General features: G+C 71.4%; 16 protein-coding genes. 12 read left to right on the top strand and 4 right to left on the bottom strand.

What is annotated here, in order from left to right; all coding sequences use genetic code 11:
* The first annotated feature begins 38 nt into the window (after positions 1 to 38).
* Positions 39 to 1613, top strand: a complete 1575-nt coding sequence (locus ACIA5G_RS40615) for a beta-N-acetylhexosaminidase (protein WP_395933296.1) — start codon at positions 39 to 41, stop codon at positions 1611 to 1613.
* Positions 1614 to 1615: 2 nt separating this feature from the next.
* Here ACIA5G_RS40615 and ACIA5G_RS40610 read toward each other — a convergent pair whose 3' ends face one another.
* The gene (locus tag ACIA5G_RS40610; RefSeq protein ID WP_395933294.1) at positions 1616 to 2209 is read right to left on the bottom strand and encodes a TetR/AcrR family transcriptional regulator; all 594 of its coding nucleotides are present in this window, start codon (positions 2207 to 2209) and stop codon (positions 1616 to 1618) included.
* Positions 2199 to 2882, bottom strand: coding sequence for an MOSC domain-containing protein (locus tag ACIA5G_RS40605; protein WP_395933291.1), 684 nt, complete (start codon positions 2880 to 2882; stop codon positions 2199 to 2201). Before ACIA5G_RS40605 ends, ACIA5G_RS40610 begins: the two co-directional genes overlap by 11 nt.
* Positions 2883 to 2936: 54 nt before the next feature.
* Between ACIA5G_RS40605 and ACIA5G_RS40600 the strand changes: the two genes are divergently transcribed.
* Positions 2937 to 4313 carry a M20 family metallopeptidase gene (locus tag ACIA5G_RS40600; RefSeq protein ID WP_395933289.1) on the top strand — a complete coding sequence of 459 codons (1377 nt, stop codon included), beginning with the start codon at positions 2937 to 2939 and terminating at the stop codon, positions 4311 to 4313.
* Here the strand turns inward: ACIA5G_RS40600 and ACIA5G_RS40595 are convergent.
* Positions 4282 to 4653 carry a DUF779 domain-containing protein gene (locus ACIA5G_RS40595; RefSeq protein ID WP_395933287.1) on the bottom strand — a complete coding sequence of 124 codons (372 nt, stop codon included), beginning with the start codon at positions 4651 to 4653 and terminating at the stop codon, positions 4282 to 4284. The two genes, ACIA5G_RS40600 and ACIA5G_RS40595, sit on opposite strands and share 32 nt — an antisense overlap.
* A complete protein-coding gene (locus ACIA5G_RS40590; protein WP_395933285.1) occupies positions 4653 to 6176 on the bottom strand; it encodes an aldehyde dehydrogenase family protein in 1524 nt (507 codons plus the stop codon). The genes ACIA5G_RS40595 and ACIA5G_RS40590 overlap by 1 nt, the downstream gene beginning before the upstream one ends.
* Before the next feature lie 104 nt (positions 6177 to 6280).
* Between ACIA5G_RS40590 and ACIA5G_RS40585 the strand changes: the two genes are divergently transcribed.
* From ACIA5G_RS40585 to ACIA5G_RS40540, 10 genes are all read left to right on the top strand, one after another.
* On the top strand, positions 6281 to 7753 hold the full coding sequence (locus ACIA5G_RS40585; RefSeq protein ID WP_395933283.1) for a GAF domain-containing protein: 1473 nt from the start codon (positions 6281 to 6283) through the stop codon (positions 7751 to 7753).
* A gap of 105 nt (positions 7754 to 7858) precedes the next feature.
* The gene (locus ACIA5G_RS40580) at positions 7859 to 8656 is read left to right on the top strand and encodes an SGNH/GDSL hydrolase family protein (RefSeq protein ID WP_395933281.1); all 798 of its coding nucleotides are present in this window, start codon (positions 7859 to 7861) and stop codon (positions 8654 to 8656) included.
* Complete coding sequence (locus ACIA5G_RS40575; RefSeq protein WP_395933279.1) at positions 8635 to 9192, top strand: TetR/AcrR family transcriptional regulator; 558 nt, start codon at positions 8635 to 8637, stop codon at positions 9190 to 9192. The genes ACIA5G_RS40580 and ACIA5G_RS40575 overlap by 22 nt, the downstream gene beginning before the upstream one ends.
* Before the next feature lie 194 nt (positions 9193 to 9386).
* Positions 9387 to 10523, top strand: a complete 1137-nt coding sequence (locus ACIA5G_RS40570) for a sensor histidine kinase (RefSeq protein ID WP_395933277.1) — start codon at positions 9387 to 9389, stop codon at positions 10521 to 10523.
* Entirely contained in the window at positions 10520 to 11215 is a 696-nt protein-coding gene (locus ACIA5G_RS40565; protein WP_395933275.1) for a response regulator, read from the top strand. Before ACIA5G_RS40570 ends, ACIA5G_RS40565 begins: the two co-directional genes overlap by 4 nt.
* Before the next feature lie 18 nt (positions 11216 to 11233).
* Positions 11234 to 11956, top strand: coding sequence for a DUF2786 domain-containing protein (locus tag ACIA5G_RS40560; RefSeq protein ID WP_395933273.1), 723 nt, complete (start codon positions 11234 to 11236; stop codon positions 11954 to 11956).
* A 52-nt stretch (positions 11957 to 12008) separates the two neighbouring features.
* The gene (locus ACIA5G_RS40555; RefSeq protein WP_395933271.1) at positions 12009 to 12746 is read left to right on the top strand and encodes a Long-chain-fatty-acid--CoA ligase; all 738 of its coding nucleotides are present in this window, start codon (positions 12009 to 12011) and stop codon (positions 12744 to 12746) included.
* 69 nt (positions 12747 to 12815) lie between these two features.
* On the top strand, positions 12816 to 13166 hold the full coding sequence (locus ACIA5G_RS40550; protein WP_395933269.1) for an ArsR/SmtB family transcription factor: 351 nt from the start codon (positions 12816 to 12818) through the stop codon (positions 13164 to 13166).
* A complete protein-coding gene (locus tag ACIA5G_RS40545) occupies positions 13163 to 13411 on the top strand; it encodes a hypothetical protein (RefSeq protein ID WP_395933267.1) in 249 nt (82 codons plus the stop codon). Before ACIA5G_RS40550 ends, ACIA5G_RS40545 begins: the two co-directional genes overlap by 4 nt.
* A 111-nt stretch (positions 13412 to 13522) precedes the next feature.
* Positions 13523 to 15640, top strand: a complete 2118-nt coding sequence (locus tag ACIA5G_RS40540; RefSeq protein WP_395933265.1) for an MMPL family transporter — start codon at positions 13523 to 13525, stop codon at positions 15638 to 15640.
* Positions 15641 to 15652 lie beyond the last annotated feature (12 nt).

Here is a 15652-nt window from a genome sequence, read left to right as displayed (position 1 = left end):
TGTACCTTTGAGAGGAGTCCCCGACCGGAGGTGCCCTGATGCGCTTGTCCAGAGCCGTCCTGACCGCGGCGATCGTGAGTCTCACGGCGGTCGGCCTGCCCGCCGCCGCGGCCGCTTCCCCGGCTTCCCCGGCCGCGCCGGAACGCAGCGTGACCGACGTGATCCCGGCGCCCGTCTCGGCGAAGGCCGATCCGAAGGCGGACTTCCGGCTCACGCCGTTCACCGTGATCAGCGCCGGCCGCGGCGCCGGCCAGGTCGCGGACTACCTGCGGGGCCTGCTGCGCCCGGCCACGGGTTACCCGCTGCCGGTCGTGCCGCACGCGTGGGGCCTGCCCGCGATCTCGCTGGAGCTGGGCCGCGACGCCCGCACCGGCACCGAGGGTTACGAGCTGAAGGTCGCGCGAACCGGCGTCACGCTGAAGGCCAACACCGCGGACGGCCTCTTCGAAGGGGTCCAGTCACTGCGGCAGCTGCTGCCGTCGGCCATCGACGCGAAGCGCGTGCAGCACCGGACGTGGACCGTCGCCGGCGGCACGATCCTCGACTACCCGCGCTTCGGCGAGCGCGGCGCGATGCTCGACGTCGCGCGGCACTTCTTCCAGCCGGACCAGGTCAAGCTGTACATCGACCAGATCGCCCAGTACAAGATCAACACGCTGCACCTGCACCTGGCCGACGACCAGGGCTGGCGCATCGAGATCAAGAGCTGGCCGAAGCTGGCGACGATCGGCGGCAAGACGGCCGCGTACGGCGACCCGGGCGGCTACTACACGCAGAAGCAGTACAAGGACATCGTCGCGTACGCGGCTTCGCGGCACATCACGGTGATCCCCGAGATCGACATGCCGGGCCACACGAACGCGGCGCAGTCGACGTACGCGGAGCTGAACTGCGACGGCGTCGCCGTCCCGCCGCGGACGGACACCGAGGTCGGCTATAGCTCGCTGTGCATCTCCTCGCCGATCACCTACCGGTTCGTCGACGACGTCGTGCGCGAGCTGGCGGCCATCACGCCGGGCCAGTACCTGCACATCGGCGGCGACGAGGCGCACGCAACGCCGCCGGCGGACTACATCACCTTCGAGCAGAAGGTGGCGCCGATCGTCGCCAAGTACGGCAAGAAGATCACCGGCTGGCACGAGATCGCCAAGGCCACCCCGCCGGTGTCGGCGATCCCGCAGTACTGGGACTTCGGGGGTGACAACGCCTCCGTCGCGGCCGCGGCGGCCCGGGGCAACAAGATCCTGATGTCGCCGGCGAACTACGCGTACCTGGACATGAAGTACACCGAGTCGACCCCGCTGGGCCAGGACTGGGCGGCGCTGGTCGAGGTCCGCGACGGGTACGACTGGGACCCCGCGTCGCTGGTGACCGGCGTCGGCGAGAGCCAGGTCGCGGGGGTCGAGGCGCCGCTGTGGACCGAGACGATCCGGACCAGCGACGACATCGAGTACATGGCGTTCCCGCGGCTGCCGGGGATCGCGGAGATCGGCTGGTCCCCGAAGCCGACGCACAACTGGGACGCCTACCGCCTGCGCCTCGCCAAGCAGGCGCCGCGCTGGGTGACCCAGGGCATCAACTTCTACCGCTCCCCGCAGGTCGACTGGAAGTGACGTCACCCGGCCAGGCGGGCGCCGATCGCCCGCCTGGCCAGGGCGTAGGGCGTGGTGACGTTGTTGAGGACGGCGTCCGCGTTGGCCGCGCGGCCCAGCGCGTGCAGCTCGAAGGCCAGCACCTCGGGGTCCGCGGTGAGGTGGCCGAGGGTGACGGCCTCGTGGGCAGTCTCCCGGATGAACGTCGCGAACGAGCCGCTCGCCGCCGCCACCGCGTCGTGGACGCGGCCCGGTCGTGCGTCGAACTCCGCGCCGGCGTTGAAGAAGAAACAGCCACCCGGGAAGACGCGCTTTTCCGAGTAGACCAGCCAGTTATCGCAGATCGCCCGCAGCCGCGGCAGGCCCGGCTCCACCGCCCGCGCGGGCGCCACCACGTGCGCGTCAAAGATGCCGAGAGCGGCCTCGATCGTCGCGAGCTGCAGCTCCTCCTTCGAGCCGAACAGCGCGAACACGCCGCTCTTGCTCAGCTCGAGCTCGGTGGCCAGCCGGCCGAGGGACAGCCCGTCCAGGCCGTCGACCGACGCGACGTCCACCGCCCGACGCAGCACCACGCGGCGGGTCGCGTCGCCGCGGGCGACCCGGCCGTCAACCGGCACGCCGCGCCCGCCAACGGTCCACAGTAGACTGGATGCCGGCGCTCCACTGCTCCGCCAGCGCCGGGGTCGCCAGCACGCGGTCCGCGAAGCCCAGCGCCTGTTCGACGCGCTCCGGCGGCAGCTGCCCGTAGTTCGCGAACGTGATGACGTACACCTCGGCGACCGTCGGCGCGTCCGCACGCTCGACCAGCTCGAGCGCGCCGGACGTCGGCACGGTGCCCGGCCGCAGCACGCGCAGGTACCACCCGCTGCGCAGGGAGTCGATCATCGCCGGAGTGATGTCCCGGCGGCCGGTCTTCATGGCGAGCTTGTAGCACGGCGACCGCGGCTGGGAGACCTGCACGAGCGCGTCACCCCAGGCCCAGACGTCCCCGATCCGCACGTCGTCCTCGGTGACGCCGCTCAGGGAGATGTTCTCGCCGAAGTCGGCCGTCGACACCTCGAAGCCGTCCTCGCGCCAGGCCGCGTAGTGCTCGGCCGGGTAGACGTAGACCGCTTTGTCGACCCCGCCGTGCACGGTGAGGTCGGCCTGGCGGTCGCCGTCGAGGTTCAACTCGGTCAAGTTCAGCTCCGGCACCGTGACCAGCGCTTTCGTGATCCCGCTGAGCACCGGCAGCTCGCGCCGGTACCCCAGCACGCTCGGTTCCCCCACGTAGACGCTGTCGACGTTCATACCCACAAGATAGCACGATCGTTCGTACAGTTTCAGGCCCTTAAGGTGGCGGGTATGGAACTGCTCGACAAGGCCCGCGCCCACGTCGACTCCGGCGCCTTCTTCACCGAGCTGGCCAGGCTGGTCGCCTACCCCACGGTCAGCGACGCCCCCGAAGGCCGCGCCGCGATCCAGGCCTACCTCGACGAGGTCCTGGCCCCCGCGTTGACCGGCCTCGGCTGCGACGTCACCCAGCACCCCAACCCGGACCCGGCGGGCGGCCCGTTCCTGGTCGGCGTCCGCGTCGAAGCACCGGAGCTGCCGACGCTGCTCTGCTACGGCCACGCCGACGTCGTCGGCGAAGCCGGGCAGTGGAGCGACGGCCTCGACCCGTGGACGCTGACCGCCGACGGTGACCGCTGGTACGGCCGCGGCACCGCCGACAACAAGGGCCAGCACCTGGTCAACCTCACGGCGTTGCGGCTGCTGCTGGCCGAGCGCGGGAAGCTGGGCTTCAACCTGAAATTCCTGTTCGAGACCGGCGAGGAGATCGGCTCACCAGGGCTCGACGAGTTCGCCGCGCAGCAACGCGACTTGCTCAGCGCCGACGTCCTGATCGCCTCGGACGGTCCTCGTCTCGACGCGGCGACACCGACGCTGTTCCTCGGCGCGCGCGGCGGCGTCCGGATCACCCTCGACGTCGACCTGCGGCCGGACTCGTACCACTCCGGCAACTGGGGCGGGATCCTGCGCAACCCGGCGACCACGCTCGCCGGCGCGATCGCGAGCCTGGTCGACGGCCACGGCCGCATCCAGGTGCCCGGGCTGCTGCCGCCCGAACTGCCGGGCAGCGTGCGCGCGGCCCTGAACGGCGTGATCGTCGGGACCACCCCGGGCGACCCGGAGCTGGACGAGCACTGGGGTGATCCACGGCTGACGCCCGCCGAACGGCTCTACGGCTGGAACACCCTGGAGGTCCTCGCGCTCGGCGCGGCCGACGCCGACCGCCCGGTCAACGCGATCCCCGGCCGGGCCCGTGCGGTGCTGCAGCTCCGGTACGTCGCGGGCACCGACGTCGACGGTGTTGCTCCCGCTGTTCGCGAACACCTTGCGGCACAGGGGTTCTCGATGGTCGAGGTGACCGCGGACGCCAGCTTCCGCGCCAGCCGGACCCCGGTCGACAACCCGTGGGCGAACTGGGCGAAGTCCACTTTGGACGCGGTGGCGGACCGACCGGTCGCACTCCTGCCCAACTTCGGCGGCGGCCTGCCCAACCACGTCTTCACCGACATCTTGGGACTGGCGACGCTGTGGCTGCCGCACTCCTACCCGGGCTGCCTGCAGCACGCGCCGGACGAGCACCTGCTCGCCCCGGTCGCCCGGGAGGGGCTGGTGCTCGCCACGGCGTTGTTCAGTGCTTTCAGTTCAGCGCCGCCGACTCTTCGTCGGTGAGCAGCCGGGAGCGGATCAGGAAACGCACGCCTTCGGGCGCCTCCAAGGAAAACCCGCTCCCGCGCCCCGGGACGACGTCGATCGTCAGGTGCGTGTGCTTCCAGTACTCGAACTGCGGTCCGGACATCCACACCGGCACGTCGTTGATGCCGTCGACGACCAGGTCGCCGAGGTGCACGTCGGTCTGGCCGGTCTTGAACTCGCCGACCGGGTAGCACATCGGCGCGCTCCCGTCGCAGCAGCCGCCGGACTGGTGGAACATCACCGGACCGTGGACCGCGACCAGCTTCCGCAGCAGGTCCGCGGATTCCTCGGTCAGGTCCACCCGCCGGGCGTCCATCAGAAGAACCCGAGCGCCTGGTCGGAGTAGGAGACGAGCATGTTCTTCGTCTGCTGGTAGTGGTCCAGCATCATCTTGTGGTTCTCGCGGCCGATGCCGGACGCCTTGTAACCGCCGAAGGCCGCGTGCGCCGGGTAGGCGTGGTAGTTGTTCACCCAGACGCGACCGGCCTGGATGTCGCGCCCGGCGCGGTAGGCGGTGTTGCCGTCGCGGGACCAGACGCCGGCGCCGAGGCCGTAAAGGGTGTCGTTGGCGATCTTCACGGCGTCGTCGTAGTCGTCGAACTTCGTCACCGACACGACCGGGCCGAAGATCTCCTCCTGGAAGATCCGCATCTTGTTGTCCCCGGCGAACACCGTCGGCTCGACGTAGTACCCGCCGGACAGCTCGCCGCCGAGGTCGCTGCGGGTGCCGCCGGTGAGGATCTCGGCGCCCTCCTGCTTGCCGATGTCGATGTAGGACAGGATCTTCTCGAGCTGGTCGTTCGAGGCCTGCGCGCCGATCATCGTGTCGGTGTCGAGCGGGTGGCCCTGCTTGATCCGGCGGACGCGCTCGACGGCGTCACCCATGAACCGGTCGTAGATGCCGCTCTGGACCAGGGCCCGCGACGGGCAGGTGCAGACCTCGCCCTGGTTCAGCGCGAAGAGCGTGAAGCCCTCCTGCGCCTTGTCGTAGAAGGCGTCGTTCTGCGCGGCGACGTCGTCGAAGAAGATGTTCGGGCTCTTGCCGCCGAGCTCGACGGTCACCGGGATGATGTTTTCGCTGGCGTACTGCAGGATCAGCCGGCCGGTCGTGGTCTCGCCGGTGAAAGCGACCTTGCGGACGCGGTTGCTGGAGGCCAGCGGCTTGCCCGCTTCGACGCCGAAGCCGTTGACGATGTTGACCACACCCGGCGGGATCAGGTCGCCGATGATCGAGAACAGCAGGTGGATCGACGCCGGGGTCTGCTCGGCCGGCTTGAGCACGATCGCGTTGCCCGCGGCCAGCGCCGGGGCGAGCTTCCAGACCGCCATCAGGATCGGGAAGTTCCACGGGATGATCTGCGCGACCACGCCGAGCGGCTCGTGGAAGTGGTAGGCGACGGTGTTCTCGTCGATCTGCGAGATGCCGCCCTCCTGGGCGCGCAGGGCGCCGGCGAAGTAGCGGAAGTGGTCGATGGCCAGCGGGATGTCGGCCGCGAGGGTCTCGCGGACGGCCTTGCCGTTCTCCCACGACTCGGCGACCGCGATCGCCTCGAGGTGCTGCTCCATCCGGTCGGCGATCTTCAGCAGGACGTTCGCGCGTTCCTCGACCGAGGTCCGGCCCCACGCCGGCGCCGCGCCGTGGGCGGCGTCGAGCGCCTTCTCGACGTCTTCGGCGGTGCCGCGGGCGATCTCGCAGAAGGTCTTCCCGGTGACGGGCGTCGGGTTCTCGAAGTACTGGCCGCTCGCGGGCGGCACGTACTCGCCGCCGATGTAGTGGTCGTAGCGCGACTCGTAGCTGACGACACTGCCTTCGGTGTTCGGTGCGGCGTACTGGGCCATCTTCCCTGCCTCGTTGCTCGGAGTGACGGAGTCCGGCGAACGTAGGCGCGGCTACGTTGCACGAGCGTTGCAGCGCTGTGAGCTGGGTCTCTACGCTGGAGGACGTGGCAGAGGCGCCCGAACCGGAGATGCTGCGCGACCCCGAGTCGTACGCGCGGCTGCTGGAGCACGTCCGCGACGCGGTGCTCCAGGGTGTTCCCGGGCCGCGGCCGCCACGCTCCGTCGTCTCCGATTCGTGGAACCGGTCGCTCGCCGCGCGGGTCGACCCGGACGAAGGCGAGGCGCCGTTCGTGTACTCGTCGGCGGACCTTTCGTCGTTGCGGGAGGCCCATCCGCTGGCGCCGGTGCTGCCGGTGCTGCGGCAGATGCTGGTGAGCATCGCCGACGACGCCGAGCACGTGATGATCGTGACCGACGCGGACGGCCTGATCCTGTGGCGCGAGGGCGCGGCCGGCCAGCTGCTGCGCGGCGACCGGGTCGGCCTCAGCGAGGGCACCCGCTGGAGCGAGGCGGCGATCGGCACGAACGCGATGGGGACGGCGCTGGCCACCGGTGAGCCGGTGCAGATCTACTCGGCCGAGCACCTGGTCCGGCGCTACCACACGTGGACGTGCGCGGCGGCGCCCGTGCGCGACCCCGAGACCGGCGTGCTGCTCGGCTCGATCGACGTCAGCGGACCGCTGCGCACGGTGCACCCGGCGATGCTTTCCCTGGTCACGGCCACGGCGCAGCTCGCGGAAGGCCAGCTGCGCGCCCAGCTCGCGGTGCGCGACGAACGGCTCCGGCGCGTCAACATGCCGCACCTGGAGGCCCTGCGAGGACGACCCGGCGCGCTGCTCTCGGCCGGCGGCCGGGTGCTGGCGGCCCAGGCGTGCCTGCTGCCGTCCACAGTGGACGTCCGCCGCGGCGGCGGCACGGTCGCGCTGCCCGACGGCCGCATCGCGACGGTCGAGCCGTTGCCCGAGGGTTACCTGCTCCGGCTGTCTTCGGGCGGCGGCGGCCAGCGTTCCCGGCTGCGGCTCGAGTACCTGGCCGACGGCGCGCATTCGACCACTGTGGACGGTCGCGAGGTGCCGTTGACGTTGCGGCACGCGGAGATCCTGACGCTGCTGGCCCTGCACCCGAACGGCCTCTCGGCGGAACGGCTGGCGTTGCAGCTGTACGGCGAGACGGGCAACCCGGTGACGGTCCGCGCGGAGATCCACCGCCTGCGGTCCCAGCTGGGCGCGTCGGTGGTCCAGACGCGCCCGTACCGCCTGGCGGCCGAAATCGACGCGGACTTCTTGCGTGCGCGGGCATTCCTGCGGACGGGCTCCCCGGCGGACGTCCTGCGGGTCTTCCGCGGGCCGTTGCTGCCGGAGTCGGAGGCCCCAGCGATCCGCGAAGAGCGTGAAACGCTCACGGCCCAGGTCCGCCAGGTGGCGTTGAACAGCGGCGACGCGGGCGTGCTGTGGTCGTTCTGGGAGACGGCCTGCGGGGTGGACGACTTCGCGGTGCTGGACGGACTGTTGAGCACGCTCCCGCCCGCGGATCCGCGGCGGGCCGCCGTCTCGGCTCACCGGGACCGCCTCGCCTGAGCCCGGCCGCCCCCTGCGACTCCTCGTCGAACCCGATGTAGACAGCGTCTACAGAAGTTTGATAGACAGTGTCCACAAGGTGAACCACGGGTTACGGAGATCGGGATGAGCTACCACCGTTTCGTCGTCCTCGGCGACAGCTGCGCCGAGGGTCTCGACGATCCGTACCCCGGTGAAGACCACTACCGCGGCTGGGCCGACTTCGTCGCCGCCCACCTCGCCCAGGACGAGCCGCACTTCCGCTACGCCAACCTCGCCGTGCGGGGACGCCGGCTCGACCAGATCGTCCCCGAGCAGGCGCCCCGGGCCGCCCGGCTCGAGCCCGACCTCATCGCCCTCTTCGGCGGCGGCAACGACGTGATGAGCCGGGGCTGGGACGCCCGCACCGTCGCGCGCCGGGTCGACAAAGCCATCCGGACCTGCACCGAGATCTCGCCCACCGTCGTCACCTTCACCCTCAGCGACATCTCCCACCGGATGCCGCTGGGCCGCCGGATGCGGCCGCGGATCGTCGCGCTCAACGAAGCCGTCCGCGAAGCCGCCGTCAGCTACGGCGCGCTGCTCATCGACCTGTGGCCCGACCAGGCCGTCACCGATTCGCGCTACTTCGGCGCCGACCGGCTCCACCTGTCCGCGCACGGCCACCGCCGGCTCGCCGCGTACGTCCTCGGCCTGCTCGGCCGGGAACCCGACCCCGCCTGGCTCGCCCCGCTGCCCGGCGCCGCGCAGCACAGCAGCTGGCGCGCGGACCTGCACTGGCTGCTCCACGAGGTCGCTCCGGTCGCCGTGACCCGCACGCGCAACCGGCTGATCGGCCGCCAGCCCGGGGACGGCTTCTTCCCGAAGCGCCCCGACCTGCTCCCGATGACCCTGGACGAGGCATGGGCACCCGGCAACGCCTGATCACGACGGCCACCGAGCTGCTCACCGAGGAAGGCGTCGGCGCCGTCACGCTGCGCGGGATCGCCAAGGCCGCCGGGGTGTCGCACGGCGCGCCGCTGCGGCACTTCTCCGGCCGCGCCGAGCTGCTCTCGGCCGTCGCGACCCGCGGGTACGCCGACCTGCTCGCCCGCCGCGCGACGCTGCCGGACACTTCGCCGCGCGTCCGGCTGACCGCCGCGTGCCACAGCTACCTCGACTTCGCCCTGCAGAACCCGGCGATGTTCGAGCTGATGTTCCGCCGCGACCTGATCGACGCGGACGACCCGGCCCTCTCGGCCGCGGCGAGCGCGGTGTTCGACACCTTCGCCGTGCTGGTGGCGGCGGTGCCGACGCCGATCGCGCGGTCCGGCGCCGACCTGCGGCTCGTCGCCGCGTCACTGTGGGCCGCGCTGCACGGCCTCGCCCAGCTGTGGCTGTGGGGCGGGCTGGCCGGCGCGAGCTTCGCGCCGTCGCCCGAGTCGGCGCTGGCCGTCACGCTCGACGCGTACCTCGGCTAGGAACCCGGCGAAGAGGACGCACCAAAGCCCTCCCCCTGCCTTGGGTTGGGACACCCTCTCCACCGAGCCAGCCGACGACGCTAGCGGCGGCCGGCCACGCAGGGGAAGCAACCGGCGACGCAGTGCCGGGTAAACCTTCGCGGTAGGCCGCGGGCTCCGGCTACCACGCAGGGTCGACCAGGTAGCTTCGCAGCGTGCTGGGACTCCTTCGCGCGCGGCCACAGCTCGCCGACGCCGTGCTCGCGGTGGTCGTCGCGGCCTACCAGCTCGCCGGCGCGACCGACCTGGGCGGGCACTTCGGCGACCACGCGCGGCCGCTCGGGCTGGTCCTGGCCGTCGTGAGCGCGCTGCCGCTCGTGCTGCGCCGCCGGTTCCCGATCCCGGCGCTGGTGGCCTGCGTCGTCCTGATGGGACTGTTCTACGGCCTCGGTTTCCGGTCGCAGCTCGGCCAGCTCAGCGTGATCGTCGCCGCCTACACGGTGTGGGCGCACTGCCGGTTCCGCGACGCGCTGGTCGTGACCGTGCTCGGCCTGGCCGCCTACGAGACGTCGATGCTGTCCGGCAGCCCGGTCTCCCCGGTCGGCGACTCGCTCCTGGCGCTGCTCCTCACCACCGGGATCGCGGCGATCGGGCGTGCCGCCTACGTGCGCAGCCACCGCCTGCGCGACGCCGAACAGGAGGCCGAGCAGGCCGTCGCCGAGGAGCGCATCCGGATCGCGCACGAGCTGCACGACGTCGTCTCGCACCACCTTTCGGTGATCTCGGTGCAGGCCAACCTCGCGCGGTACGTCTTCGATTCCGCCCCGGACACCGCCCGGACCGCGCTGGGCACGATCACCGGGACCACGACCGAAGCGCTCGACGAGCTGCGACGCCTCCTCAGCGTGCTTCGCCCGCCGCAGCACGCGCCGGAGGAGTACCGGCCACAGCCCGGCCTCGCGGACCTCGACGCGCTCGCCGCACGCGTTCGCGAGGCCGGGATCCCGGTTGGCCTCCGCGTGACCGGCTCGCCCCGGACACTGCCGCCGGGCCAGCAGCTGTGCGCGTTCCGCGTCGCGCAGGAAGCGCTGACGAACGTGCTCAAGCACGCCGGCACCGCGGCCGAACTGGTCCTCGACTACCAGGCCGAGCACCTGGTTCTGAGCGTCACCGACGGCGGCGGACGCGCGGCCGCGCCGAACCCGGCCGGGCACGGGCTGGTCGGCATGCGCGAGCGCGCCCGGATGTACGGTGGCGTGATCAAGATCGGCCCCCGCGACCCGGCCGGGTTCGCCGTCGTGCTGACGCTGCCGTACCCGCGCCCGTTGCCCGAACCGCAGGAGCCCGAGTGACCAGCGTGCTGGTGGTCGACGACCAGGACCTCGTCCGCGCCGGGTTCGCCGCGCTGCTCGGCGCGGTCCCCGGAATCGACGTCGTCGGTGAAGCCCGTGACGGCCTCGAAGCCGTCGAGAAGGCGGCGGCGCTGCGTCCCGAAGTCATCCTGATGGACATCCGCCTGCCCGGGCTCGACGGCGTCAAGGCGACCGAACGGATCCTCGCCGAGGCGACCCCGCCGCGGCCTGCCGTGCTCATACTGACCGTGTTCGACCTCGACGAATACGTCTACACGGCGTTGCGCGCGGGCGCGGCCGGCTTCCTGCTCAAGGACAGCCCGCCGGAGCGGCTGATCGCCGGCATCCACGCGGCCGCCCGCGGGGACATGCTGTTCGGCCCGACGATCACCCGGCGGCTCGTCGAGGCGTTCACCCGGACCCCGCCGGAGCCGCCGGCCACCGCGCCCGTGCTGGCCGGCCTGACCGACCGCGAGCTGGAGGTGCTGAAGTTCGTCGGCACCGGCGCCACGAACGGCCGGATCGCGGGCGAACTGCGGGTCAGCGAAGCGACGGTGAAGACCCACCTCAACCGGCTGATGGCCAAGCTCGGCATCTCGAGCCGCGCGCAGGCCGTCGTGGTGGCCTACGAAACCGGGCTCGTGCACCCGGGCGGCGACACGCGCACCCGGTGCGAGCGCCCGAACACCTGATCGAATACCCTCTCGTCCATGACCGAGTCAGACCCGCAGCTCGAGCGCATCCGCAAGCTGCTGGCCAAGGCCGAGGACCCGGCGGTCACCGAGGCGGAGGCCGAGGCTTACAACAAGAAGGCCGCCGAGCTGGTCGCGCGGTACGGCATCGACCAGGCGATGCTCGCCGCGGCCGGCGCGAGCGACGAGATCGGCACGCTCAAGATCCCGATGAACGACCCGTACAGCCGGGACAAGGCGAGCCTGCTCACCTCGGTCGCGTACCCGCTGCGCTGCCGGACCCTGCTGCACCGCTACGGCCAGAAGGTCGAGAGCGTCACGGTCTTCGGCTACCGCTCCGACCTCGGCCGGGTGGAGCTGCTGTTCACCAGCCTGCTGCTGCAGGCGAGCACCCAGCTGACCCGCGTCCGGCCGGACGGCTTCTTCCCCGGCGAGTCGCTCGCGGCCTACCGGCGCACCTGGCTGCACGGCTTCGCGCGCGCGGTCCACGAGCGGCTTTCCCACGCGGAAGAGGAAGCCGTCCGCACGGCGGCGCCCGGCGAGCGGTCGGCGGAGCTGGTGGTCCGCGACCGCGCGCAGATGGTGCAGCACGCGTTCGACGAGCAGTTCGGCGGCCTGCGCTCGGCCGCGCCCCGGCGGCTGTCCGGCAGCGGTTACCTCGACGGCCACGACGCCGGCACGAAGGCGAACCTCGACCCGTCCGCGCTCACCCGCCGGCTGAGGGCGCTGCCCGCCCGCTGAGGTCGCCCGGATGCCGCTATCCGGCCGGTGATCTTTTCGCTTCACTGGGCGCATGCGCGTTGTCGATCTTGCCGACCGTCCCGACCTGCTCGACGCGGCACTCAACCTCGGTGACGTCGGCGGCCAGTTCATCTACCAGGGCGCCGCCGGCCGGATGATCACCGGCGCGCGGTTCCTGCGGCACTGGCCGCGCTACTTCCTCATCGCGCTGGACGACAACGGCGTGCCGATCGCCCGCGCGCTGTCGGTCCCGCTGGCCTACCCGGCGCCCGACCGCGCGGAACTCCCGGACCACGGCTGGGACCAGGCGATCGAGCGGGCGGCGCAGGACGTGATGGACGGCCGCGCGCCGAACGCGTTGTGCGCGCTGGAAGTCGTGATCGCGCCGCACCTGCGGGGCAGCGGCCGGTCGGCGCCGATGCTCAAGGCGTTGAAGGCGCGAGCCGCGGAAACGGGACTGCGCAAGCTGATCGTCTCGGTCCGGCCGATCGGCAAGGAGGCCGAGCCGGCGGTCCCGATGCCGGAGTACGCGGCCCGCCGCCGTGCGGACGGTTTGCTGGCCGACCGCTGGCTGCGCACCCACGAGCGGCTCGGCGCGAAGGTGGTCAAGGTGTGCCCGTTCGCGGTGACCCTGGCGGCTTCGCTCGACGACTGGCGCGCCTGGACGGGCGTAAAAATGCAGGACGGCGAGAACTTCATCCCGGGCGGCATCGCCCCGGTGTACGCGTCGACGGCGCACAACACGGCGACGTACGTCGAGCCGAACGTCTGGATGGACCACCCGATGTGACCTCAGGGATCACCCTGATACCCCCACCGCACCGCACCTGCTAACTTTTGTTGGCATGTGGTGGACGGGGTGAGCGAGCCGACGGGGGACGAGCTCCTGCGGCAGCTCGGCGCCCTCGGCAACCCGCACCGGCTGCGGATCGTCGCGGCGCTCCAGGCCGAGCGCGCCTACGTCAGCAAGCTGGCGCGCGAGCTGCGGATCAGCCGTGCGCTGCTGCAGGTGCACCTGCGCAAGCTCGAAGCGGCCGGCCTGGTCAGCGCCAGCTTCGAGGTCGGTGAAGACGGCAAGACGCTGCGGTTCTACGAGCTCACGCCGTTTTCCGTGGTGCTGACCCCGCAGGCGATCGCGGCCGCCGTGCCGACGCTGACCACACCGGACTCCGTCCACGGCAACGGGGACGGCGAGGAGGGACGGACATGAACTGGCACCAGTGGCAGGAGATCATCGGCGTGACCGGGGTCTTCGTCCTGATCACCGTTGTGCTGTCGATCGCGATCGTGCAGCTGGCCTCGACCTGGCGGGCCAAGGCCACGCTGGCGCGGGAGCACGAATACCGGTCGCTGGCCGAAAAAGCCGTCCGGACACAGGAAGAAACCGAACGGCAGCTGCGCGACGTCCAGGACCGGCTGCGTTCCATCGAGCGGGTGCTCAAGGAGGTCGACTGACCTGAGGCCCTGGGCCGCCGAGCGGCAACTCGGCGGCCCAGGAGGAAGAAGCGTCACCTCGCCCGGAGGCGAGTCTCATCGGATCACTCCTTCACGGAAGGACTTTAGTTCATGCTGCCTGCAGGCACGCCCGTGGTCGAACGCGTCGCGCGCTGGTCGTCACGCCACCGCGCCGCGGCGATCTTCGGCTGGCTGGCGCTCGTCGCGCTCGCCTGGGTCATCGGCACGTTCGCTCCCGGCACCGACGCGCGGTCGAGCCCAGCCGGCGACGCCGGCACCGGTCAAGCGGCTCTCGACCGCCAGGAATCCCGCGAGCCGTTCTGGGAGAACGTCTTGGTGCCCCTCGATTCCCCGGCCGCCACCACCGACTTGATGACGACGTTGTCGGCTTCGGGTGCGGTGGCGGACATCCGCGGCCCGCTGGACGACCCGGCCCAGGTCTCCGCCGACGGCCGGTCCGGCCTCGTCACCTTCCGGCTCCTCGGCACCGGCGCGGAGATCCGGGCCAACCTCGCAACGGCGACCGCGGCCGTCGACACGGTGGCCTCCCGCCACCCGGCCGCCCGGCTCGCACAAGCGGGCGACCTCAGCGTGTCCGGCGCGGTCGACAAGAGCATCAAGGAGGACATCAAGCGGTCCGAGACGCGCTCGCTGCCCCTCACCCTGCTGATCCTGCTGGCCGTGTTCGGCTCACTGGTCGCGGCGGCGATCCCGGTGCTGCTGGCGGGCACCACGGTGCTGGCCACGTTCGGCCTTCTGTCCGCCGTGGACAACTGGATTCCGGTCAACAGCGCCACTTCCTCGATGACCCTGTTGATCGGCATGGCGGTCGGCGTCGACTATTCACTGTTCTTCCTGCGCCGGTTCCGAGAGGAACGCGCGCACGGCGTCGACGCGGCGATCCGGATCGCCGCGCGGACGTCGGGGCACGTGATCGTCGTGTCGGGCCTGACGGTCGCGCTGTGCGTGACGGGCCTGCTGTTCACCGGCCTCGACAACCTCCGTGGCCTGACCGTGAGCACGATCCTCGTGGTCGGGCTCGCCGTGCTGGCGTCGGTGACGGTGCTCCCCGCGATGCTCTCGCTGCTCGGAGCCCGCGTCGACCGCGTCCGGATCCCGGTGCTGGGCAAGCGTGGCACCCGCTCGCGCTTCTGGGCCGGCGTCGCGTCGACGGTGACCCGGCGCCCGGCACTGTGGAGCGGGGTCGCCGCCGGGCTCCTGACCCTGCTGGCCCTGCCCGCACTGGGGATCCGGCTGCAGGACCCGGCGCCGGTCGAGAGCCTGCCCCGCAGTGTCCCGGTGATCAACGCGGCCGCGCGTGTCCAGGAAGCGTTCCCGGGCGTGACGATGCCCGCGCACGTCGTCCTCTGGAGCGACCGGGGCCCGGTCGACACCCCGGCCGTGCGCACCGCGATCGGCGCACTCACCGCCCAGGTCCCGAACCCCACCGTGGTGGTCCCGGTGGACAACGCGCTCGTCGTCCGGATCCCGCTCGGCGGCACGGGCAACAACGAAGCCGCCGACCGGACCCTGACGACGTTGCGGGAAACCCTGCTGCCGCAGACGATCGGCCGGCTCGACGGGGTCCACTTCGCGGTGGCGGGCCGGACGGCCGAGGCGCACGACTTCACCGCGCAGGTGCTGGACCGGGCGCCGTACGTCTTCGGGTTCATCCTGCTGCTCGCGTTTGTGCTGCTGCTCGTGGTGTTCCGGTCGGTCGCGGTGCCGGTGGTGTCGATCCTGCTCAACCTGCTCTCGGTCGGCGCCTCCTACGGGGTGCTCACACTGGTGTTCCAGGACGGCTTTCTCGCGCCACTACTGGGTTTCACACCCTACGGCGGGGTGCTCGGCTGGCTGCCGATGTTCCTGTTCGTGCTGTTGTTCGGGCTGAGCACGGACTACCACGTGTTCATCCTCAGCCGGATCCGCGAACGACGGCTGACCGGCGTCTCGATGCGGGAGGCGATCGTCGAGGGCACAGCGAGCAGCTCCGGCGTCGTGACGAGCGCCGCGCTGATCATGACCGGCGTGTTCAGCATCTTCCTGAGCCTCGCCGCGATCGAGTACAAGATGCTCGGCCTCGGCATGGCGTTCGCGATCCTGCTCGACGCGACGCTCGTCCGCGGGGTGCTCCTCCCGGCGGCGCTGGCCCTGTGCGGTGATCGGCTTTGGCGGACCAACTCTGTAGAAACCCTTAAAGATCAGTCCAGGACTTTTCACTTGTCCTGACTGATCGTTCGC

Source organism: Amycolatopsis sp. NPDC051758, from assembly GCF_044453095.1.
GTDB lineage: Bacteria > Actinomycetota > Actinomycetes > Mycobacteriales > Pseudonocardiaceae > Amycolatopsis.
The sequence above is the reverse complement of the archived record's forward strand: the minus strand, read 5'-3'. Positions and strand labels throughout refer to the sequence as shown.

Excerpts from the sequence above, each read along its gene's own strand:
- ACIA5G_RS40560 (WP_395933273.1), top strand. The coding sequence starts at position 11,234 with ATGACCGAGTCAGACCCGCAGCTCGAGCGCATCCGCAAGCTGCTGGCC.
- ACIA5G_RS40545 (WP_395933267.1), top strand. The coding sequence starts at position 13,163 with ATGAACTGGCACCAGTGGCAGGAGATCATCGGCGTGACCGGGGTCTTC.
- ACIA5G_RS40580 (WP_395933281.1), top strand. The coding sequence starts at position 7,859 with ATGAGCTACCACCGTTTCGTCGTCCTCGGCGACAGCTGCGCCGAGGGT.
- ACIA5G_RS40600 (WP_395933289.1), top strand. The coding sequence starts at position 2,937 with ATGGAACTGCTCGACAAGGCCCGCGCCCACGTCGACTCCGGCGCCTTC.
- ACIA5G_RS40590 (WP_395933285.1), bottom strand. The coding sequence starts at position 6,176 with ATGGCCCAGTACGCCGCACCGAACACCGAAGGCAGTGTCGTCAGCTAC.
- ACIA5G_RS40615 (WP_395933296.1), top strand. The coding sequence starts at position 39 with ATGCGCTTGTCCAGAGCCGTCCTGACCGCGGCGATCGTGAGTCTCACG.
- ACIA5G_RS40575 (WP_395933279.1), top strand. The coding sequence starts at position 8,635 with ATGGGCACCCGGCAACGCCTGATCACGACGGCCACCGAGCTGCTCACC.
- ACIA5G_RS40555 (WP_395933271.1), top strand. The coding sequence starts at position 12,009 with ATGCGCGTTGTCGATCTTGCCGACCGTCCCGACCTGCTCGACGCGGCA.
- ACIA5G_RS40605 (WP_395933291.1), bottom strand. The coding sequence starts at position 2,882 with ATGAACGTCGACAGCGTCTACGTGGGGGAACCGAGCGTGCTGGGGTAC.
- ACIA5G_RS40540 (WP_395933265.1), top strand. The coding sequence starts at position 13,523 with ATGCTGCCTGCAGGCACGCCCGTGGTCGAACGCGTCGCGCGCTGGTCG.
- ACIA5G_RS40595 (WP_395933287.1), bottom strand. The coding sequence starts at position 4,653 with ATGGACGCCCGGCGGGTGGACCTGACCGAGGAATCCGCGGACCTGCTG.